Source organism: Runella sp. R5_40, from assembly GCF_057652295.1.
The window spans coordinates 903,684-923,784 of sequence record NZ_JBYFCH010000001.1; the positions used below are offsets into that span (position 1 = coordinate 903,684).

At 42.6% G+C, this 20,101-nt stretch carries 33 protein-coding genes; 1 reads left to right on the forward strand and 32 read right to left on the reverse strand.

Going from position 1 to position 20,101, the window contains the following annotated elements; genetic code table 11:
• Nucleotides 1-78: 78 nt before the first annotated feature.
• The 30 genes from carA to rplC all read right to left on the reverse strand — a co-directional run bounded on the left by carA (nucleotide 79) and on the right by rplC (nucleotide 16,683).
• Entirely contained in the window at nucleotides 79-1,179 is a 1,101-nt protein-coding gene (gene carA, locus AC23N5_RS03855) for a glutamine-hydrolyzing carbamoyl-phosphate synthase small subunit (protein ID WP_183977342.1), read from the reverse strand.
• A gap of 119 nt (nucleotides 1,180-1,298) precedes the next feature.
• Nucleotides 1,299-2,042 carry a 50S ribosomal protein L17 gene (gene rplQ / locus AC23N5_RS03860; RefSeq protein ID WP_028523609.1) on the reverse strand — a complete coding sequence of 248 codons (744 nt, stop codon included), beginning with the start codon at nucleotides 2,040-2,042 and terminating at the stop codon, nucleotides 1,299-1,301.
• Between the two features lie 111 nt (nucleotides 2,043-2,153).
• Nucleotides 2,154-3,143: a DNA-directed RNA polymerase subunit alpha gene (locus tag AC23N5_RS03865; protein WP_028523608.1), complete on the reverse strand. Its 990-nt coding sequence runs from the start codon at nucleotides 3,141-3,143 to the stop codon at nucleotides 2,154-2,156.
• 131 nt (nucleotides 3,144-3,274) lie between these two features.
• On the reverse strand, nucleotides 3,275-3,886 hold the full coding sequence (gene rpsD / locus AC23N5_RS03870) for a 30S ribosomal protein S4 (RefSeq protein ID WP_028523607.1): 612 nt from the start codon (nucleotides 3,884-3,886) through the stop codon (nucleotides 3,275-3,277).
• A 103-nt stretch (nucleotides 3,887-3,989) separates the two neighbouring features.
• Nucleotides 3,990-4,385, reverse strand: a complete 396-nt coding sequence (gene rpsK, locus AC23N5_RS03875) for a 30S ribosomal protein S11 (protein WP_183977340.1) — start codon at nucleotides 4,383-4,385, stop codon at nucleotides 3,990-3,992.
• An 85-nt stretch (nucleotides 4,386-4,470) separates the two neighbouring features.
• On the reverse strand, nucleotides 4,471-4,848 hold the full coding sequence (gene rpsM, locus AC23N5_RS03880) for a 30S ribosomal protein S13 (RefSeq protein ID WP_028523605.1): 378 nt from the start codon (nucleotides 4,846-4,848) through the stop codon (nucleotides 4,471-4,473).
• Nucleotides 4,849-4,856: 8 nt separating this feature from the next.
• Nucleotides 4,857-4,973 carry a 50S ribosomal protein L36 gene (gene rpmJ, locus AC23N5_RS03885; protein ID WP_028523604.1) on the reverse strand — a complete coding sequence of 39 codons (117 nt, stop codon included), beginning with the start codon at nucleotides 4,971-4,973 and terminating at the stop codon, nucleotides 4,857-4,859.
• A gap of 92 nt (nucleotides 4,974-5,065) precedes the next feature.
• On the reverse strand, nucleotides 5,066-5,284 hold the full coding sequence (gene infA, locus AC23N5_RS03890; protein ID WP_013927416.1) for a translation initiation factor IF-1: 219 nt from the start codon (nucleotides 5,282-5,284) through the stop codon (nucleotides 5,066-5,068).
• A gap of 21 nt (nucleotides 5,285-5,305) precedes the next feature.
• Nucleotides 5,306-6,100 carry a type I methionyl aminopeptidase gene (gene map / locus AC23N5_RS03895; RefSeq protein WP_183977338.1) on the reverse strand — a complete coding sequence of 265 codons (795 nt, stop codon included), beginning with the start codon at nucleotides 6,098-6,100 and terminating at the stop codon, nucleotides 5,306-5,308.
• A gap of 8 nt (nucleotides 6,101-6,108) precedes the next feature.
• Entirely contained in the window at nucleotides 6,109-7,422 is a 1,314-nt protein-coding gene (gene secY / locus AC23N5_RS03900; RefSeq protein ID WP_183977336.1) for a preprotein translocase subunit SecY, read from the reverse strand.
• A gap of 62 nt (nucleotides 7,423-7,484) precedes the next feature.
• Nucleotides 7,485-7,931, reverse strand: a complete 447-nt coding sequence (rplO, locus tag AC23N5_RS03905) for a 50S ribosomal protein L15 (RefSeq protein ID WP_122932842.1) — start codon at nucleotides 7,929-7,931, stop codon at nucleotides 7,485-7,487.
• Nucleotides 7,932-7,945: 14 nt separating this feature from the next.
• On the reverse strand, nucleotides 7,946-8,125 hold the full coding sequence (gene rpmD, locus AC23N5_RS03910) for a 50S ribosomal protein L30 (RefSeq protein WP_028523600.1): 180 nt from the start codon (nucleotides 8,123-8,125) through the stop codon (nucleotides 7,946-7,948).
• Between the two features lie 12 nt (nucleotides 8,126-8,137).
• Nucleotides 8,138-8,653 carry a 30S ribosomal protein S5 gene (gene rpsE / locus AC23N5_RS03915; protein WP_028523599.1) on the reverse strand — a complete coding sequence of 172 codons (516 nt, stop codon included), beginning with the start codon at nucleotides 8,651-8,653 and terminating at the stop codon, nucleotides 8,138-8,140.
• A gap of 6 nt (nucleotides 8,654-8,659) precedes the next feature.
• Complete coding sequence (rplR, locus tag AC23N5_RS03920; RefSeq protein ID WP_028523598.1) at nucleotides 8,660-9,013, reverse strand: 50S ribosomal protein L18; 354 nt, start codon at nucleotides 9,011-9,013, stop codon at nucleotides 8,660-8,662.
• Nucleotides 9,014-9,042: 29 nt separating this feature from the next.
• The gene (rplF, locus tag AC23N5_RS03925; RefSeq protein ID WP_028523597.1) at nucleotides 9,043-9,600 is read right to left on the reverse strand and encodes a 50S ribosomal protein L6; all 558 of its coding nucleotides are present in this window, start codon (nucleotides 9,598-9,600) and stop codon (nucleotides 9,043-9,045) included.
• Nucleotides 9,601-9,616: 16 nt separating this feature from the next.
• Nucleotides 9,617-10,015 (reverse strand): 30S ribosomal protein S8, encoded by a 399-nt coding sequence (gene rpsH, locus AC23N5_RS03930; protein WP_037300144.1) that lies wholly within the window; start codon nucleotides 10,013-10,015, stop codon nucleotides 9,617-9,619.
• A 78-nt stretch (nucleotides 10,016-10,093) separates the two neighbouring features.
• The gene (gene rpsN / locus AC23N5_RS03935; RefSeq protein WP_028523595.1) at nucleotides 10,094-10,363 is read right to left on the reverse strand and encodes a 30S ribosomal protein S14; all 270 of its coding nucleotides are present in this window, start codon (nucleotides 10,361-10,363) and stop codon (nucleotides 10,094-10,096) included.
• Between the two features lie 27 nt (nucleotides 10,364-10,390).
• Complete coding sequence (gene rplE / locus AC23N5_RS03940; RefSeq protein ID WP_183977334.1) at nucleotides 10,391-10,945, reverse strand: 50S ribosomal protein L5; 555 nt, start codon at nucleotides 10,943-10,945, stop codon at nucleotides 10,391-10,393.
• 59 nt (nucleotides 10,946-11,004) lie between these two features.
• Complete coding sequence (rplX, locus tag AC23N5_RS03945; RefSeq protein ID WP_028523593.1) at nucleotides 11,005-11,358, reverse strand: 50S ribosomal protein L24; 354 nt, start codon at nucleotides 11,356-11,358, stop codon at nucleotides 11,005-11,007.
• A 3-nt stretch (nucleotides 11,359-11,361) separates the two neighbouring features.
• Nucleotides 11,362-11,730, reverse strand: coding sequence for a 50S ribosomal protein L14 (gene rplN / locus AC23N5_RS03950; RefSeq protein ID WP_028523592.1), 369 nt, complete (start codon nucleotides 11,728-11,730; stop codon nucleotides 11,362-11,364).
• 2 nt (nucleotides 11,731-11,732) lie between these two features.
• A complete protein-coding gene (gene rpsQ, locus AC23N5_RS03955) occupies nucleotides 11,733-12,011 on the reverse strand; it encodes a 30S ribosomal protein S17 (protein ID WP_028523591.1) in 279 nt (92 codons plus the stop codon).
• Nucleotides 12,012-12,050: 39 nt separating this feature from the next.
• A complete protein-coding gene (gene rpmC / locus AC23N5_RS03960) occupies nucleotides 12,051-12,251 on the reverse strand; it encodes a 50S ribosomal protein L29 (RefSeq protein ID WP_028523590.1) in 201 nt (66 codons plus the stop codon).
• Nucleotides 12,252-12,262: 11 nt separating this feature from the next.
• Nucleotides 12,263-12,697: a 50S ribosomal protein L16 gene (gene rplP / locus AC23N5_RS03965; protein ID WP_122932845.1), complete on the reverse strand. Its 435-nt coding sequence runs from the start codon at nucleotides 12,695-12,697 to the stop codon at nucleotides 12,263-12,265.
• A 50-nt stretch (nucleotides 12,698-12,747) separates the two neighbouring features.
• Complete coding sequence (rpsC, locus tag AC23N5_RS03970; RefSeq protein WP_183977332.1) at nucleotides 12,748-13,560, reverse strand: 30S ribosomal protein S3; 813 nt, start codon at nucleotides 13,558-13,560, stop codon at nucleotides 12,748-12,750.
• A 16-nt stretch (nucleotides 13,561-13,576) separates the two neighbouring features.
• Entirely contained in the window at nucleotides 13,577-13,945 is a 369-nt protein-coding gene (rplV, locus tag AC23N5_RS03975; RefSeq protein WP_051397943.1) for a 50S ribosomal protein L22, read from the reverse strand.
• 17 nt (nucleotides 13,946-13,962) lie between these two features.
• Nucleotides 13,963-14,241: a 30S ribosomal protein S19 gene (rpsS, locus tag AC23N5_RS03980; RefSeq protein ID WP_028523586.1), complete on the reverse strand. Its 279-nt coding sequence runs from the start codon at nucleotides 14,239-14,241 to the stop codon at nucleotides 13,963-13,965.
• 10 nt (nucleotides 14,242-14,251) lie between these two features.
• Nucleotides 14,252-15,076, reverse strand: a complete 825-nt coding sequence (rplB, locus tag AC23N5_RS03985; RefSeq protein ID WP_028523585.1) for a 50S ribosomal protein L2 — start codon at nucleotides 15,074-15,076, stop codon at nucleotides 14,252-14,254.
• A 36-nt stretch (nucleotides 15,077-15,112) separates the two neighbouring features.
• Complete coding sequence (gene rplW, locus AC23N5_RS03990; protein WP_028523584.1) at nucleotides 15,113-15,403, reverse strand: 50S ribosomal protein L23; 291 nt, start codon at nucleotides 15,401-15,403, stop codon at nucleotides 15,113-15,115.
• A 4-nt stretch (nucleotides 15,404-15,407) separates the two neighbouring features.
• Nucleotides 15,408-16,037, reverse strand: coding sequence for a 50S ribosomal protein L4 (gene rplD, locus AC23N5_RS03995; protein ID WP_183977329.1), 630 nt, complete (start codon nucleotides 16,035-16,037; stop codon nucleotides 15,408-15,410).
• 25 nt (nucleotides 16,038-16,062) lie between these two features.
• Complete coding sequence (gene rplC, locus AC23N5_RS04000; RefSeq protein ID WP_028523582.1) at nucleotides 16,063-16,683, reverse strand: 50S ribosomal protein L3; 621 nt, start codon at nucleotides 16,681-16,683, stop codon at nucleotides 16,063-16,065.
• 447 nt (nucleotides 16,684-17,130) lie between these two features.
• On the opposite strand from rplC, the gene AC23N5_RS04005 reads away from it, so the two are divergent.
• Nucleotides 17,131-17,994 carry an outer membrane beta-barrel protein gene (locus tag AC23N5_RS04005; RefSeq protein WP_183977327.1) on the forward strand — a complete coding sequence of 288 codons (864 nt, stop codon included), beginning with the start codon at nucleotides 17,131-17,133 and terminating at the stop codon, nucleotides 17,992-17,994.
• Between the two features lie 6 nt (nucleotides 17,995-18,000).
• Here the strand turns inward: AC23N5_RS04005 and AC23N5_RS04010 are convergent, their stop codons facing one another.
• The gene (locus AC23N5_RS04010; protein WP_487754545.1) at nucleotides 18,001-19,356 is read right to left on the reverse strand and encodes a CotH kinase family protein; all 1,356 of its coding nucleotides are present in this window, start codon (nucleotides 19,354-19,356) and stop codon (nucleotides 18,001-18,003) included.
• Between the two features lie 115 nt (nucleotides 19,357-19,471).
• Nucleotides 19,472-20,095 (reverse strand): response regulator transcription factor, encoded by a 624-nt coding sequence (locus AC23N5_RS04015; protein WP_183977323.1) that lies wholly within the window; start codon nucleotides 20,093-20,095, stop codon nucleotides 19,472-19,474.
• Between the last annotated feature and the right edge of the window lie 6 nt (nucleotides 20,096-20,101).

Consider the following 20,101-nt stretch of genomic DNA (forward strand, 5'->3'; position numbering starts at 1 on the left):
TCAACACTTTACAAAAGCCTTTTAAAGCAAAAAACTCCCCAAGGATTTGGGGAGTTTTTTGGATATTACTTTGATTTTTTATGCTTTAAACAACTCAATAAAGTTGTCGAACAAATAGCGTGAATCGTGCGGGCCTGGCGATGCTTCAGGGTGATACTGTACTGAAAATGCAGGCTTATCTTTCCGCTTAATGCCTTCAATGGTTTTATCATTGAGGTTGATGTGCGTCACTTCCACATCAGGATGCGCTTCGATTTCCTCTGGGCTTACTGCAAAACCGTGGTTCTGTGAAGTAATCTCACAAAGTCCCGTTTGGAAGTTTTTCACGGGGTGGTTCAATCCTCGGTGACCGTGGTGCATTTTGTAAGTAGAAATTCCACTTGCCAACGCAAGGATTTGGTGCCCCAAACAAATTCCAAAAATGGGTTTGTTGGTACCCAAAAACTTCTGAACTGTTTCGACAGCATACGGCATTGACGACGGGTCACCCGGGCCATTTGAGATAAAGAAACCGTCAGGATTCCAAGCCATCACTTCTTCAAAAGGAGTTTTAGCTGGGAACACCTTGCAGTAGCAGCCGCGTTGCGTCATGTTCAAAAGGATACTTTTTTTGATACCATAATCCATCACTGCGATTCGGTACTGCGCCGTTGTTTCATCGCCCATGAAGTAAGGCACTTTCGTAGAAACTACCGACGACAACTCCAAACCTGCCATGTTAGGCACTTCTTTTAAGTGCTCCATGAGTGTTTTCTCGTCCAAGATTTCAGACGAAATGATTGCGTTCATTACCCCTTGTTGGCGAACGTGACGTACCAATTGACGGGTATCCACTTCGCTAATTCCAACGATATTTGCTTTTTCAAAATACGTTTGGAGCGAAAAGTCAGCTGTTTTGCGAGAATAAATACGCGAGAAAGAGTTGCAAACCATCCCGCTAATTTTTACAGAATTTGATTCTTCCTCGCTGTCCAACTGTACACCGTAGTTACCAATGTGAGAATTGGTGTTGACCACAATTTGCCCAAAGTACGAAGGATCAGTATAAATTTCCTGATAGCCAGTCATACCTGTGTTGAAGCAAATTTCGCCACCCATTGTACCAATTTTGCCAAGCGCCAACCCTCTGAGGGCTGTTCCGTCTTCGAGAAGTAAGAGTGCTGGTTGTTGAGAACCCATTTTTTAGTTGGTGTTGAATAATTTGTTTTGCAAATTTCCAAAAAAAGGGGCTAAACTTTCGTTTAACCCCTTCTGTATTTTAACTTTTCTTCATTTTATAAAAGTAATTCTGAGAAAAGTTATTCTTGGCCTCCGTTTAATTCGTCTTGCCAAGCTTTCAATTCATCAAATTTACCATCGCGAGCGAGGGCAGCTTGCTGAGGCCATGTGGCAGGGCTCTTAGAACCGATACCTGCAGCCGATACGATTTCTTGAATTGCTTCAGGAGTTGAGTCTGCCAATTGAGCAAAGGTTGTTACACCCGCCGCTACAAGCGCGCTTGCAATTTTTGGACCAATTCCTTCGATGATTTCAAGGTCATCAGCAGCAGTTACTTCCGCTGTTTCAGCAGCAACTTCTTCCACAACTGGTGCAGAAGCTTTTACTTCAGTTTCAGCTTTTTTGCCACCACGACGGCTACGACGTGTTTTTGCTGCTTTTTCTTCAACCGCAGCGAGGAGCGTTTCGTTGAAGTCAACAAGCTCAATCATACAAACTTCGGCAGCGTCACCTTGACGAGTACCCAATTTGATGATACGAGTGTAACCTCCAGGACGGTTGGCGATTTTGTCAGCAACTGTACTGAACAATTCTTTTACAACCTCTTTCTCAGGGATGTAAGAGAAAACGATACGGCGGTTGTGCGTAGTATCTTCTTTAGAGCGAGTCAAAAGGGGCTCAACATATTTTTTGAGTTCTTTTGCTTTCGCTAAAGTAGTTTCGATACGCTTGTGGATAATCAATGACGAAGCCATGTTACGTAGTAAGGCACTACGGTGTGAGGAGGTACGCCCCAAATGGTTGTCTTTTTTACCGTGTCTCATTAGTTTGAGTTTTTGATTAGCTTCGAGCTGCGGCAACCGCGCTTCAGAATACTAACCGGTTGAACAATACATAAAAAGACCTTTCTCTTTCCAGAGAAAGGTCGAAAGATTTTAGTCTTCGTCGAGGCGGTATTTCGCTACGTCCATACCAAACGTCAAATTCTTCTCAGCAATTAATTGCTCCAACTCAGTCAATGACTTTTTACCGAAGTTACGGAACTTCATCATATCAGCCACTTCGAGTCTAGCCAAATCACCAAGAGTTTTGATGTCTGCCGATTTAAGACAGTTATAAGCACGTACTGATAAGTCGAGGTCAGCCAAAGGCGTTTTCAACAACTTACGCATACGCAACATTTCTTCATCTACTTCGCTCACTTCGTCATTTTTCTGAGTTTCAAACGTCATCGTTTGGTCAGAGAACAACATAAAGTGTTGAATCAAGATGTAAGCAGCGCCTTTGAGGGCTTCTTCTGGGTGGATAGACCCATCCGTGGTAACCTCAATAAGTAGTTTTTCGTAGTCAGTTTTCTGCTCTACGCGCGTATTTTCTACGCTGTACTTAACGTTTTTGATTGGTGTGTAAATGGCGTCAATTGGAATATGACCAATCGGTAATTCCAATGTACGAGGTTCGTCAGCAGGGACATAACCACGACCTTTCTCAAGGATAATCTCCATTTCGAAAGTCATTTGGTCGTCGATGTGACAGATAACGAGGTCAGGATTCAAAACCTGAAACGATGATGTAAACTTAGCGATGTCGCCAGCTGTCACCACCGATTGGTTTTTCACACTTACCGAGATTTTGTTATCAACCAATTCCGAAACCTTCTTGAAACGAACCATTTTGAGGTTCAAGATGATTTCGGTAACATCTTCAACAACTCCCTCAATCGAAGAGAATTCATGAAGAACACTTGGAAAACGAACGCTAATGATAGCGTAGCCTTCCAGCGATGAAAGCAGGATACGACGTAACGCATTTCCTATTGTTACACCGAAACCTTTTTCCAGCGGCTTGAACTCAAACAACCCGTGAAAGTCGTCGGCTTTTTCCATTACGACCTTGTCAGGCATTTGGAATGCTAAAATAGACATAGGATTAGCAGTTTTTTTAGAGTCCGAAGAGCGGTTATTAACCGCAAAAAAGTATGTTTTTCTAAACATACAAAAACAAAACCCTTGACGTGGTAATCCACCCCACAAGGGTTTTGTAGAATAATTTAAGACTATTTCGAATACAATTCGACGATAGCTTGCTCGTTCACGTTTTCAGGAATCTGATCACGTTCTGGGTACTGAACAAACTTACCAACCATCAAACCGTTATCCCACTCAAGCCAGTTAAAACGTTTTGCAGCAGCTGTACGAGCTACGATGCTATCGTTGATAGTTTCAAGTGATTTTGATTTCTCACGAACGCCAACTACTTGGCCTGGGCGCAACGAGTACGAAGGTACGTTTACGACTTCGCCATCAATAGTGATGTGTTTGTGAGTAACCAACTGACGAGCAGCACGACGAGTAGGAGCAATTCCTAAACGATAAACTGTGTTGTCAAGACGTGCTTCGCAAAGTTTAAGCAAGTTTTCACCTGTGATACCTTCACGTACTGCTGCACGGTGGAAAAGGTTACGGAACTGACGCTCCAAAATACCGTAAGTATATTTTACCTTTTGTTTTTCTTGCAATTGAAGTGCATATTCTGACTTCTTGCTACGACGCCCTCTGCCGTGTTGGCCTGGAGGGTAGTTCTTTTTACTAAGTGCTTTGCTTGGCCCTAGGATAGCCTCACCAAAACGACGTGAAATCTTCGATTTCGGACCTGTATAACGTGCCATGTGAATTGATTTAGAATAAACACAAAAATTACCGTAGGAACAATCTAGCAACCCCAGTGTCCAAATTGCTGATTGTTCGTACGGTGTTATAAAATCTTAAAGATTATACTCTTCTGCGCTTTGGAGGGCGGCAGCCATTGTGAGGTAGTGGAGTAATGTCCTTGATGGTAGTCACTTCAATACCTACGTTTTGTACGGTACGGATAGCAGACTCACGTCCAGAACCTGGTCCTTTTACAAACACTTCTGCTTTACGCATTCCAAGGTCATATGCTACTTGGGCACAGCTTTGAGCGGCTGTTTGGGCAGCATAGGGCGTATTTTTCTTTGAGCCTTTGAAGCCCATTTTACCAGCTGATCCCCAAGAGATAACTTGACCAGACAAATTGGTAACTGAGATGATAATGTTGTTGAAGGAAGCTCTAATGTGAATTTGACCCACTTGCTCCACTTGTACAACGCGCTTTTTTGCTTTATCCTTACGCTTATTTTGAGCCATTGTTTTAATCGGTATCTGTTAGCAGTTATCTGTTATCCTACTCATTATTTCAAACAAATAACGGACAACAGTTAACAATTATGAATTACTTCGTAGCCTTCTTCTTATTCGCTACAGTCTTACGCTTACCTTTACGAGTACGGCTATTGTTCTTCGTTCTTTGTCCACGCAAAGGAAGACCTTTACGGTGACGCAAGCCACGGTAACAACCGATGTCCATCAAGCGCTTGATGCTCAACTGAACTTCTGAGCGAAGGGCGCCTTCAGTAGTAAATTCACCATTAATGATTCCACGAATAGCATTAGCTTCTTCGTCCGACCATTCAGCTACTTTTTTGTCGTAACTAATTCCAGCTTTTTCCAAAATTCTACGAGCGGAGCTACGTCCAATTCCGAAGATGTAAGTAAGCGAGATTTCGCCACGTTTTTTGTCTGGAATGTCAACACCTGCAATACGTGCCATATCTTAAATTATCCTTGTCTTTGTTTGTACTTGGGATTTTTCTTGTTGATCACGTAAAGTTTACCTTTACGGCGAATCACTTTACATTCAGCACTGCGCTTTTTAATAGACGCTTTTACTTTCATTTTTGTATTTGATTTTGGATTTTAGACGATAGGACTTTCAAAATCAAAACGAACTACTTAAAGCCCTACTATCTATTATCAAGTTGTTACCTTTATTTATACCGATAGATAATTCGAGCTTTAGATAAGTCATAAGGCGACATCTCTAATTTCACTCGATCACCCTGCAAAATCTTGATATAATTCATTCGCATCTTTCCGGAAATGTGAGCAATTACTTCATGCTTGTTTTCGAGTTGTACTCTAAACATTGCATTTGAGAGTGCTTCTACGATTATTCCGTCAACTTCGATGAGTCCTTGTTTTGCCATATACTCTTTTGGTAAGGAAAATTAGACGCTTACCATTAACGTCGTATTTTGGGTTACTTCTTCGATATACTTAAACGTTGTAAGAATTTCAGCTTTACCTTTTCGAACCAATACTGTGTGTTCAAAGTGAGCCGCTGGTTTTCTATCCGTTGTTCTAATCGTCCAACCATCTTTTTCTTGAACTACATTACGTTTTCCAAGTGTAATCATTGGTTCGATAGCAATAACGATTCCTTCTCTTAGCCGAGGGCCTTGTCCTTTTTTTCCGTAATTTGGAACTTCTGGTCCTTCGTGCAGGTTTCGACCTACACCATGCCCAACTAATTCTCTTACAACACCGTATCCAAACTTTTCAACATAGGTTTGGACAGCATATCCTATATCTCCTACTCGTTTGCCTTCAACGGCTTGTTCAATACCTAAATAAAGCGACTGTTTTGTTCTTTTAAGGAGGTTTGAAACTTCAGGACTCACATTTCCAATCGGATATGTATAAGCACTATCGCTATGAAACCCATTTAACTTTACGCCACAATCAATCGAAATAATATCGCCTTCCTTTAGTTGGTACTGGCTTGGAAAACCGTGAACCACAATATCATTCAAAGAAATACAAAGTGCCGAGGGAAAACCATTGTAACCTTTAAATGACGGATGTCCTTTATGGTCTCTGATAAACTCATCAGCAACTTTATCGAGCTGCTTTGTAGCCACACCTGGTTTAATCCATTTAGCTACTTCTGCATGTGCTTTGCCTAACAGCTGGGCACTTTCCTTAATGAGTAGTACTTCTTCTTCTGACTTGAGAAAAATCATCTTCTTTATTAGGCAGCTACAGTCTCAGTACGTCCTTTCACGCGCCCTGACTTCATCAAGCCTTCATAATGCTTCATCAATAAGTAGCTTTCTACTTGTTGTAATGTATCAAGTACAACACCTACTAAGATAAGAAGCGAAGTTCCACCAAAGAATTGAGAAAACTCTCTTGTCATACCTGACATACTTGCAAGTGATGGTAAGATAGCAACAACTGCTAACAAAATCCCTCCTGGCAATGTGATTCGGTCTAATACAGTAGCAATGAAATCAGATGTAGCAATACCCGGTTTTACACCTGGGATAAAACCACCCCCACGCTTCATATCGTCCGATATTTGTTGTGGGCTAATAGCAATCGCTGTATAAAAGAAAGTAAAGACAATAATCAAAGTTGCAAACAATACATTGTACTGCCAAGTCGTGTAGTCGTTGAATGTTGTAGCAATAGAACTAGCTACATCACTTTTCTCTGCAAACAAACCAGCCACTAGTGATGGGATAAACATCAATGCTTGCGCAAAAATGATTGGCATTACTCCTGACGTGTTAAGTTTCAAAGGCAAGTACTGACGTTGACCGCCCATTACCTTGTTACCAACCACCTGTTTTGCATACTGAATAGGTACTCGACGTACTGCTTGAGTCAATGCTACTGCAAACATTACCACCACAAAGAGAGCAACAATTTCTGCAACAAAAATCAACAGACCACCACTACCGCGTGAAGCACCTTCCTGAACAATTGCTTTTGGAAAACGAGACACAATCCCAATCATAATCAACATTGATGTTCCGTTTCCAATTCCCTTGTCAGTGATACGTTCACCTAACCACATACAGAATATTGTTCCTGCAGTAAGGATAAACACGGCTGAAATGGTGAAAGCTGCACGATCAATCAATAAAGCTTCCGAAGAGATGGTTGTTTGTAAATAACTCACCGATTGTGCGATGGTAACAAAGATTGTTAGTACACGCGTAATCTGATTAAGTTTCTTCCGTCCAGACTCTCCTTCTTTCTGCATTTTTTGAAAGTAAGGCAACGCCATTGTTAATAACTGAATGGCAATTGACGCAGAAATGTAAGGCATAATACCTAGCGCAAAGATAGATGCTTTCGTAAATGCACCACCGAGGAAGGTATCTAATAAGCCTAAAAGACCTGAATTATTCACCTCAAGCTTGTCACTATCAATACCTGGAAGTACGATGTACGAACCAAGGCGATAGACCGCGATCAATAGAAGAGTATAAAGAATTCTACTTCTAAGCTCTTCGATTGAAAAGATATTTTTTAAGGTCTGTATAAACCGTTTCATGCGTTTTTAGATTTACCTGTGTAAAAAATCAGGCAAAGTTACGAAAATCTTTTGAATCAAGATTATAATGTAACCGCTTTACCACCTGCTTTTTCGATAGCTTCGGCAGCAGTCTTAGAAAAAGCGTGAACTTTTACTTCAACAGCAGCTTTTAATTCGCCACGATTAAGCACTTTTACTAAGTCTGTTTTAGATACCAATCCATTGCTGTAAAGTGTCTCAATATCGATTACAGTAGCATTTGTTTTTTCAACAACTGCTTGGATTGCATCCAAATTAAGAGCTTTGTATTCAACGCGGTTGATATTCTTAAAACCGAATTTAGGTACTCGTCTTTGAAGCGGCATTTGTCCACCTTCAAAGTGACTTTTTTGGCTATATCCCGAACGAGACTGCGCCCCCTTGTGTCCGCGTGTAGAAGTTCCGCCCATTCCTGAACCTTGACCTCTACCCAAACGTTTTTTTGTTTTTACCGAGCCTGAAGCTGGTTTCAATGCGCTAAGATTCATTGCTATATCGCGGATTAAATCTCTTCAATTTTCACTAAATGATCTACCTTGCGAATCATACCTTCAAGGGCTGGATTCACGTTAATCTCGACACTACGATTGATTTTGCCAAGACCTAAAGCAGCAAGAGTGCGTTTCTGGTCTCCTGGACGGCCAATCATACTTCTAACTTGTGTAATTCTTATCTTTGACATTGTCTCAAAAGATTATCCATTAAACACTGTGGCCAACTTTACTCCACGTTGGAATGCAACTTGGTGCGGAGCTCTCATTTTAAGAAGCGCGTCAATTGTTGCCTTCACTACGTTGTGAGGGTTAGAAGAACCTTTTGACTTGGCTAATACGTCGTGTACACCTGCGGCTTCTAATACGGCACGCATCGCACCACCTGCGATAACTCCAGTACCTGGAGCTGCTGGCTTAACAAATACTAAGCCACCGCTGAATTTTCCGTGCATTTCGTGAGGAACTGTTCCTTTAAGAAGTGGAACTTGCACGAGATTTTTCTTCGCGTCTTCAATTCCTTTTGCAATGGCGTCAGTTACTTCGTTAGCTTTTCCTAATCCGTAACCTACAACGCCTTTGCCATCTCCAACGACTACGATTGCAGAGAAGCTAAAGCGGCGTCCACCTTTTACTACTTTGGCAACACGGTTGATAGCTACTACCTTTTCTTTAAGGTCAGCTTCGTTGTATTTCAAAGGTTTGATACTGTTTGACATATCTTTTTAGAATTTGAGACCACCCTCACGAGCGCCGTCTGCCAATGCTTTTACTTTCCCATGATACAAATAACCATTGCGGTCAAATACAACCGCACTTACGCCTGCTGCGAGTGCTTTTTCGGCCAATTTAAGACCTACATTCTTTGCATCTTCAACATTGACACTCGCTTTTGTAGCATCAAGTTCAAGAGATGAAGCAGAGACTAATGTTAGACCTTTTGTATCATCAATTACCTGCGCATAAATACGAGCGTTTGAGCGGAAAACAGAAAGGCGAGGCTTTTCTGAAGTTCCTTCTACTTTTTTCCGAATCCGGTATTTGATGCGCTGTCTTCTTTCGCTTTTTACTGAAGCCATGATTGCTTACAATTTTTTCAGATTACTGATTACTTCTTAGCAGCAGCTTTACCAGCCTTACGTCTGATTTGCTCACCCACAAAACGAATACCTTTACCTTTGTAAGGTTCAACCTTGCGGAACGAACGAATTTTCGCCGCGATTTGCCCGAGTAGTTCCTTATCAATACACTCTAAGAATACTTTCGGGTTTTGTCCTTTTTCCATCGTTGCGCTTACCTTCACTTCTGAAGGTACTGCGAAATAGATACCGTGTGAGTATCCAAGGCTAAGCTCCAAAATATTATTGTTAACAGAGGCTTTGTAACCTACCCCTACAATTTCTAATTGTGCTTTATACCCTTCGCTTACGCCCACAACCATGTTATTAATGAGTGCACGGTAAAGTCCGTGCAATGCTTTGTGACGTTTTTGCTCAGTTGGACGAACAACTGTCAACTCGCTGCCCTCTACTTCCACCTTGATATCACGGTCAATATCACGAGTTAATGAGCCTTTAGGCCCTTTAACGGTCACGACGTTATCGTCTGACACTGATATTGTAACGTTTGCAGGTAGCGTTATCGGCTTCTTTCCTATACGTGACATTTTCTTTCAGGTTTTATCAGTAAACGTAACACAGCACTTCTCCACCCACGTTAAGTACGCGAGCTTCTTTGTCAGTCATTACCCCTTTTGAGGTAGATACAATTGCAACGCCAAGACCATTCAAAACGCGTGGCATTTCTGCTGAACCAGAGTACTTACGAAGTCCTGGCTTACTTACACGTTGTAAATCAACAATGGCAGACTGCTTTGTTACTGGGTTGTATTTCAAGGCAATCTTAATAGTACCCTGCGGGCCTGTCTCCTCGAACTTGTAGTTCTGGATAAAGCCTTTATCGTAGAGTACCTTAGTAATCTCCTTCTTAATGTTAGAAGCAGGTATTTCCACAACCCGGTGCTTCGCCCTTATGGCGTTTCTGATTCTCGTCAGATAGTCTGCTATGGGATCGGTTATCATTTCTCTACTGATTTGTTGCTTCCCTTCTGTAAAAGGGCTGCAAAGTTACGGAATTGATTTTGAAAACAAAAGCGATTTTTACCAACTTGCTTTGGTTACGCCAGGAATTTTTCCTTGAGAAGCCATTTCGCGGAAAACAACACGGCAAATACCAAACTTGCGCATGTATCCTCTTGGACGGCCTGTAAGGCGGCAACGGTTATGCAAACGAACTGCCGATGAACTACGTGGCAATTTGTCTAAACCTTCCCAGTCACCAGCTTCTTTCAAAGCAGCACGCTTTTCAGCGTACTTAGCAACTAGCTTTTGCTTTTTCAATTCTCTTGCTTTTACTGATTCTTTCGCCATTTCCTTATTTCGTTGAAAAAGGGATTCTTATTTTTTACCTTTTGTAAAGGGCATACCAAGAGATTTCAACAATTCGTAGCTTTCTTCATCTGTCTTTGCAGAGGTTACGAATGTAATATCCATACCTGAAATCTTATTCACCTTGTCAATTTGAATTTCAGGGAAGATAATTTGCTCTTTTACACCGAATGTGTAGTTACCGCGGCCATCAAAGCCTTTGTCGCTAATTCCTTGGAAGTCACGAACACGTGGTAAAGCGATGCTTGTTAGACGATCTAAGAATTCGTACATTTTGTCTCCACGAAGCGTTACTTTCACGCCAATTGGCATTTTTTCGCGTAGCTTAAAGTTAGAGACCGCCTTCTTAGACATTGTTGGAACTGCCTTCTGACCTGCAATAAGTGTGATTTCTTCCAATCCAGCATCAATCAATTTCTTGTCAGATACAGCAGCACCAATACCTTTGTTGATAACAATTTTATCAAGGTGTGGTACTTGCATAATTGATTTGTATTGGAACTTCTCATGCAAGTGAGAAACGACTTCCTTCGTGTATTTCTCTTTTAATCTCGTAGTTGCCATTTTGATTATTAGTTTGTGGATTTCCGACCCACAGTTAATTTATAAGTGACAAACGAAAACTACTTTGAAGGATCTGGGATAAATTTCCCTGATTCTTTTGAATAGCGCTGTAGTTTCCCTTGCTCGTTGAGCTTGCGTCCTGTACGGGTTGGCTTACCAGTAGCTGGGTCAATCAACATCAAGTTACTGATATGAATTGATCCTTCTATCTTTTTAAGCTCACCTTGAGGATTCGCGGCAGTTGGCTTAACGTGTTTTGTGACAAGGTTAACACCTTCCACAATCGCACGCTGTTTTTCAACCAACACTTTGGTGATTTTGCCCGACTGGCCTTTTGAGTTACCAGCTATCACTTCTACTGAGTCTCCAGTACGAATGTGCAACTTGGGCTGTTTGTTGAATTTTCTTTCCATTGCTTACAATACTTCAGGTGCCAATGAAACAATTTTCATAAAGTTTTTCTCACGCAACTCACGAGCAACGGGCCCAAAAATACGGGTACCACGTGGTTCGTCTTGGTTGTTGAGTAACACGACGGCGTTATCCTCGAATCGAATGTAAGAACCATCTTTACGACGGATTTCTTTCTTGGTACGAACAACAACGGCCTTAGAAACTGTACCTTTCTTTATGTTGCCCGAAGGAATTGCCTGTTTAACTGTCACCACAACTTTGTCACCGATAGATGCGTAGCGCTTGCCAGTACCACCCAATACACGGATGACAAGTACTTCTTTCGCTCCACTATTATCAGCAACAGACAGTCTTGATTCTTGCTGTACCATTGTTATTTCGCTTTTTCAATGATTTCGACTAATCTCCAACGCTTATTCTTACTGAGTGGGCGTGTTTCCATTACGCGAATTGTATCGCCAATGCCACACTCATTATTTTCGTCATGCACCATTAATTTGGTAGTTTTTTTCATAAACTTACCGTATTTCGGGTGCTTTACTTTACGCTCTACCGCGACAACGCAAGATTTCTCCATTTTGTTGCTTACTACGCGGCCAACTCTGACTTTGCGTAAATTTCTTTCTACGGTTGTTTGTGCTGCTGCCTCCATTGTGTCGGTTATTTTACAATTGGGGTCTCCTGACCATTATTACGCGCTTGCGACTTTATTTTTAGCCGACAATTCCGTGATCAACCTAGCTATTAGGCGGCGCGTATTGCGAATACGCATCGGGTTTTCGATCGGAGATACGGCATGAGCAAACTTTAACTTTAAAAGACGATCTTGCTCTTCAGCAATAGTTTGCGTCAATTGTTCTACCGTTAGCGCTTTTATTTCACTATTTTTCATTTGACTAATACTTATTCTGCTTCTTCTTGATGATCGCGACGAACTACGAACTTAGTCTTAACGGGAAGCTTCTGAGCGGCTAAACGAAGAGCTTCATTAGCTAATTCGAGTGACACACCTGTGGCTTCAAATAAGATTGTACCCGCTTTTACTGGGGCTACCCAATACTCAGGAGCACCTTTTCCTTTACCCATACGTACTTCGAGAGGCTTCTTTGTGATTGGCTTATCTGGGAAGATACGAATCCACACTTGACCTTCACGTTTCATTGCACGGGTAACTGAGATACGAGCTGCCTCAATCTGACGGGCTGTAATCCAGCCAGGTTCGAGCGCTTTAATGGCAAACGTACCGAAAGCAATTTGGTGGCCACGAGTAGCCATGCCTTTTTCAGACCCTTTGCTTTTTTGTTGTTTGCGGAACTTGGTTCTTTTCGGTTGTAACATGGTTCAGCAGTATTATTCGGTGTCAACTAAGACCCGTTTGCTTTCGATAATTACTTTTTCTTGTTACGGTTGTTGTTGTTGTTGCGGTTTTTATTGCCGCCACCGTTTCCACCACGACGGTCACCACCTTCGCGGTCACCACCACCTCTACGACGGTCGCCACGCTCTCCGCCACGGTCATTTCCACCGCTACGTTCTGCTGCTGCTGCACCACCGCTGATTGGTGATAAGTCACGCTTTCCAAAGATTTCACCTTTGAAAACCCATACTTTGATTCCAATCTTTCCATAGACGGTCAAAGCTTCTGAGATAGCGTAATCGATATCAGCACGAAGTGTATGCAAAGGCACGCGACCTTCTTTGTACTCTTCGGTACGTGCCATTTCAGCACCGCCTAGACGACCTGAGACACGAACTTTGATACCTTGTGCTCCTACACGCATTGCCGAAGAAATTGCTTGCTTCATGGCACGACGATAAGAGATACGGTTTTCAAGTTGTTGAGCGATTGATTCACCTACCAATTTAGCATCAATTTCAGGACGCTTGATTTCGTAGATGTTGATTTGGATATCTTTACCCGTAATCTTTTTAAGCTCTTCTTTGATTTTATCTACCTCGTTTCCACCTTTACCGATTACGATACCTGGGCGAGCCGTGTGAATCGTAAGCGTAATGCGCTTCAAAGTACGTTCAATTACTACTTTAGAGATGGCGCCTTTTGGAATACGAGCGGAAATATATTTGCGGATCTGCTCATCTTCAATCAACTTGTCAGCAAACTCACGTCCGCCGTACCAGCTTGATTCCCAACCACGGACGATACCGAGTCGCAGACCTACAGGATTAACTTTCTGTCCCATTCGTTATTGAAAATTTTTAGGCTTCTTGTTGGATTAATTCTGCTGATGCATCATCTACCACAAGTGTAATGTGGTTTGAACGCTTACGAACGCGATAGGCACGGCCTTGAGGAGCCGGACGCAGACGCTTCAACATAGTACCGCCGTCAACGAATACTGTCTTTACATACAGTTCAGCGTCTTCAAGTTTAGTATCCTCGTTGAGCTGTTGCCAGTTAGCTACGGCTGACATCAAAACTTTTTTCAAAACCGGAGCGGCAGCCTGTGGCTGATACTGCAAAATCGCCAATGCGCGGCTCACTTTCTGGCCCCGAATCATGTCGGCTACTAACCGCATTTTACGAGGTGAAGTGGGTACGTTTCTTAATATAGCTCTTGCTTCCATTTTCTTTGTGACTATTACTATCGCTTACCTTTGTCCTTTTTGGCAATGTGCCCACGGAAATTGCGCGTAGGAGAGAATTCGCCCAACTTATGCCCAACCATGTTTTCGGTTACGTACACTGGGATAAACTTGTTTCCGTTGTGTACTGCAAAAGTGTGACCAATAAAATCTGGGGAGATTGTACTGCGTCTTGACCAAGTCTTGATTACTGATTTCTTGCCTGAATCATTCATGGCATCTACTTTAATTTGCAGACGGAAATCAATATATGGTCCTTTTTTTATCGAACGTCCCATTTATCTTCGATTATTTTTTACGTTTGCTAATAATCAAACGGTTAGAATACTTTTTCGGAGTACGGGTCTTTTTACCCTTCGCATATAAGCCCGTACGAGAACGTGGGTGACCACCTGACGCACGACCTTCACCACCACCCATTGGGTGATCGACTGGGTTCATCGCAACCCCACGTACACGTGGACGAATACCTAACCAACGCTTACGACCTGCCTTACCAAGGCTCACGTTCATGTGATCGGGGTTAGATACTGAACCTACCGTTGCCTTACATACTGCAAGAACCATCCGCATTTCGCTTGATGGCATACGCAATACTGCATATTTACCATCACGTGCTACTAACTGAGCGTAAGTTCCCGCACTACGAACGAGCTGACCTCCTTTGCCTGGGTGCAATTCCACGTTGTGGACAATTGTACCGATTGGCATCACAGCAAGCGGAAGAGCGTTTCCTACTTCTGGAGCTACTTCGCTTCCAGAGATAATTGTTTGTCCTACAGCAATTCCTTGTGGAGCAAGGATGTAGCGTTTTTCACCATCTTGGTACTCTACCAATGCGATACGAGCTGAACGGTTTGGATCGTATTCTACTGTCATTACAGTACCTGGTACGTCCAATTTATTACGCTTGAAATCGATGATACGGTACATGCGCTTGTGACCACCGCCAATGTAACGAGCAGTACGACGACCTTGGCTGTTACGTCCACCTGTCTTTTTGATAGGGGCTAACAAGCTTTTTTCTGGCTTGTCGGTCGTAATTTCGTCAAACGACGGAGCCGTACGGTAGCGCTGACCTGGAGTTGTTGGTTTGAGCTTAATGACTCCCATTGTTGTTGTTCAATTATTTGCTACTTCAACGGTTTATTAAACAATATCAGCGTAGATATCAATAATCTCGCCTGCTTTCAATGTCACAATGGCCTTTTTGTACGTTGAAGTAATACCACTAATGGCCTTACCGCGTGACATTCTTGTTTTCTTTCTACCAATCGAGCGCATTGTATCCACACTCGCTACTTTCACGCCGTACATCTTTTCGATGGCGTTGGCGATTTCAATTTTATTGGCAGTTTTTGTTACCTCAAATACATACTTGCCCAAGTTGCTAAGAGCAGTAGCTTTTTCGGTCAATATTGGTCGCTTAAGTACACTCATTGTCTTACTTGTTCAAGAGATTTTCTAACTTCGACACCGCTGTTTCACTGATTAACAACACCTCAGCATTCATAAGGTCGTATGTATTAACATCACCTGCTGTAGTGATATTTGTTTTAGGAATGTTACGTCCTGACAAATACACGTTGTTATTGTATTCTGGCAAAATAAGAAGTGTTTTCTTACCAGTAAGTGAAAGCGCGCTCAAAAACGAAAGGTATTGTTTTGTTTTTGGAGCATCAAACGTAAAGTCTTCTACTACCGAAATACCGTTTGCTTTAGCTTTCTGTGAAAGCACTGACTTACGCGCCAACGCTTTTACTTTTTTATTCAATTTGAAGCTATAATCGCGTGGTCTAGGACCGAATACACGGCCACCACCTACGAATACTGGCGACTTGATTGAACCCGCACGAGCTCCACCAGTTCCCTTTTGGCGCTTGATTTTTCTAGTTGAATAAGAAACCTCGGCACGCTCTTTTGACTTGTGAGTACCTTGACGTTGATTGGCCAAGTACTGTTTCACATCCAAATATACTACGTGCTCATTTGGCTCGATGCCGAACACTTCATCGGAAAGAGAGACTGTTTTACCAGTCGCTTGTCCTTTTATATTTAATACTGAAAGTTCCATTGTCTTGATTCGCCGTTGCGATTGATTACTTTTCAATGATTACAAACGAATTCTTCGCACCTGGCACTGAGCCACTGATAACGACGATATTCTGCCCAGGGATTACCTTCAACACTTTGAGGTTTTGAACCTTCACACGGTTGTTACCCATACGACCTGCCATGCGAATTCCTTTGAATACACGCGACGGAAACGAACAAGCCCCAATCGAACCTGGGTGACGTTGACGGTTGTGCTGACCGTGAGTTTGGCCTCCAACCCCACCAAAGCCATGACGCTTTACAACACCTTGAAAACCACGACCTTTGGCAGTTCCAACCACGTCCACAAAGTCTCCTTCAATAAAAACGTCAGCAACTTCCAACGTCTGACCCAAAGCAAGTTCTTGTGTGAACTCTTTGAACTCGACGAGCTTGCGCTTAGGAGTAGTTCCTGCTTTTTTGAAGTGACCCATGAGCGGCTGAGTCGTGTGTTTTTCTTTCTTCTCACCGAAACCGAGCTGAATAGCTTGGTATCCATCGGTTTCTTCGGTTTTTACTTGCGTTACTACACAAGGACCAGCTTCAATAACCGTACACGCCAGAGCCTGCCCGTCCGCATTGTACACGCTTGTCATTCCGATTTTTTTTCCTATTAAACCAGACATCTTTTTGATTTACAGCAGGTTATACAATTTATTTTACAAAATGGACTGCAAAGGTCAACATTATATTTTTGCATTCCAAATTAGCCTTCGTATTTATTTTCTAAAGACACAAAAAAAGTCAGATGATAGAACACCTGACTTCAGTTGCAACCAAATTAAAGCTAATAAACTAGCTAAATTTTTGCTTTGAACTCAGATGCGGTTTCCTTAATTCAGGACCTTCACCCAATGTATGTCTTGACTAGAAAATATACGTCTTTTGAAAAGGCTTGCAAAGGTCTTAATTATTATTCAATATTACAATACATTGCAACAAAAAAGAAAAAATATTTTTTTGTTTTTGAGGCAGTTACGCCTTCTTTTCGCAAATTCTACCTAAATCCATATTAACTTTGGCATCATTTTCGTTATTGTCGCTGTAAACATACGAGGCTTAACCCGTAAAATATGACACAACTCCCTCTTCGATTGGCTAGTTTGTTGGTATGTGTGATTGGTTCTGTATCTGTTCTAGCCCAATCGTCCCGTAATTCTCACCTGTATCGTAATACTCCTGCTTTTGGCGTTGTAAAACTTAGTGTGGGAACTGGTATTTCCTATTACATGGGCGACATGCGCGCAAAAACTGATTTGCGCTTTATTCAACCTCACATTGCGGCGGCCATTACTTATCGGTTGGCCGAACGCTTTTCGGTACGCGGAGAAATTGACTTTTATCGTATTTCTGGAAAACAAGAAGGCGGGCCTATTTGGTACAATAATCTTTCGTTTCGTTCGGACAACCCTGCTGGGTATGTGGGCCTACAAGCAGATTTGTTCCGTTATCACGATGAACGGGCAGTGAATCCTTATTTATTTGGTGGAATCGGAATCACTCGCATTACCCCTAAAGCGCAGTACCAAGGAACTTGGCATAGCCTTGCACCGCTACAAACGGAAGGTGTTGCCTATAAACGCAATGTGCGCATTGGGGTCATCGGGATTGGTACCTCTTGGAAGTTCAACGAGCGTTGGAGTTTTGCCGTCGAGTTGAGTAATAACTACGCGAACTCCGACTATTTGGACGACGTCAGTACAGTTTATCCTAATCCGACAGGAATGTCTGAACTTGCACTCCAACTTTCTGATCGCCGCCCAGAGCTTGACCCTGCGACACTTCCAACAGGGTATCCTGTTAGAAATGAGGCAGGTGCGCAACGCGGAAACCCCAAAGTAAAAGATTCGTACGGTTTTCTATCTTTTCGGGCAGAATATCTCTTGGGAACCCAAGCCCGCCGTGCGGAGCGCCGCAAACTCAAGTGCTATTATTGACACCTCTCAAGGAACAAAGCTAGCAACCGCTTGATTTCGAGCGACAACATGCTGTTTCAATGATGGAAGCGCTGCCGTAAAGCTTGTCGTATTGGTAAGATTTGAATACGGTGCTTGTTCTTTCTCGGTGCCGTTTACGAATGGGGTAATCAGGTTTGTATTTTTATCAAAAAGCGCGTTCATTTTCGCGGTCGTAAAGACGTTATCGTTGAAGTCTTTCACGTACGTTTTGTATTTTTGATAATACACTGCATCGTCGGCAATGTACCGAATCAAGGGCCAAGAAGCCGCAACACCCGCCAAGGAAAGCTGGACTCTTGCATTACTGGTCAAGGCTTCGTTGTTATCCCACGGAATCCACGTTAGTTTTTTCGAGGAATGGTTGTATAGATAATGGTTATGCGCCATGGCTCCGTACGTATCCCAATTGACCATGGTTGTGTTAACAGCCAACCATTTTATAAAGTGGTCAACGTTGAATACTTTTTCAAGATTAGTACGCCACTGGACTGGGTTTGACGTTCGGATAGGCGCATTAAGTGCCGTTATCGTCGCTTGAATATCACTCCAATCAGCCAAATCTTCGTTGTTTTTTTTCTCAAACTGAGTTTGGTTAAAGGCCGTGAAGTTTGATTCTGGTTTATATACGTTCCCCTTATCTTCTCCAAACTGAGCCTTGAGCATTTCGTCTTCGATGGTTTCGAGCATGGTATAAACCCCGCAGTATTTTAGTCCTTCGCCAAAATCAATATAGACTTTGTAGAAGGCCGTTTGCGCCGCAGGAATTCCCGCCATTCGAAAAATATCAGCCGTTACTTTTTCTCGAATAAGTGAGTTGTCCTTAAATGCAGGCGACATCGACAACTCCTTAAATCCATAAAACCGTTGGTCTAAAATTGCGGGATACTGGTCTTCAAATTCATCCATTTTTAACCGAAACGGTAATTTGTAGATACCCGCTCGCCAAATAGATGATAAGCTTGAGTTTCCTTTTAGTCGAAAACCTACTTTGTACCACTCTTTTCCGTTAAATTTCATCGAAACCGCCACATAACGCGGTTCGGTGGTTGTATTGACTCCACCACCTCCGCCACCCCCGCCCGCGCCAAAATCAGAACCTTTCAGTGTTTTCATATCGGCACGGATGGCCGTCCAGTCGTCTTTCGTCATCCTAATTTCTAACGAATTGACGTTATCTTGTGGGAAAACAACCGAATAGTTAGCATCGGCTTTCTTTCCGTGAGTTTCGTCCGTCCAATCGGACAATCCAGCATGGTCGGGCGTAGTTTCTTCTGGATTTTTACAGCTTACGATTATTCCTACCAAAAGGCTAACGACAACAAGTGCGTGAATAGGTTTCATACAAGCATCAAAGAGAAGGGTGTCAGAAATAGGGCTTAAGTTCAGCTAGTTAGTTTGGATTACGCTGACTTTTTCTGTTTTGATGCAAAATACTATTTATTCTTGCGGATTTCTTCTAAATCAATTTTTCTTTGCGCGCTTTTTCTATCGCTTCCGCTTTGGAATGAACCTCTAACTTCCAGTAAATATTTTTGATGTGAGTCCGAATCGTTTCTTTATCGACAAACAGCTCATCGGCAATGGTCGTGTAGCTTTTTCCTTGGGCAATTCGCTCTAACACCTCCGTTTCGCGGGCAGTTAGGGGCGATTGGTAATTTTTTTGGAAGGACGCAACCACCATTCGAGCGATATTGGTACTCATGGGCGCTCCGCCTTGGCGGATTTCTCGAATGGCGTCAATCAAACGACTTGGGGGCATATTTTTGGTCAAATAGCCTCCCGCTCCTGCACACAACGCCTTGAACACTAACCCATCGTTTTCATATACCGTCACGACGATGAGCTGGGTTTGGGGGCGGAGTTTTTTGGTACGTTCGATCCCTTCCACTCCTCCCATGCGAGGTAGTTCCAAATCCATCAAAACAACATCGGGGCGGTCATTGGCTAGATTTTTGAGGTAATCTTCGCAGTTAGAATAGGCTCCTACCACCTCAAAATCAGGCGTCTGACTTAAAAGTGCCGCAAAGCCTTCTCGGATAATGTAGTCGTCTTCGACCAAACAAAGGCGTGTTTTTATCATGTTAAG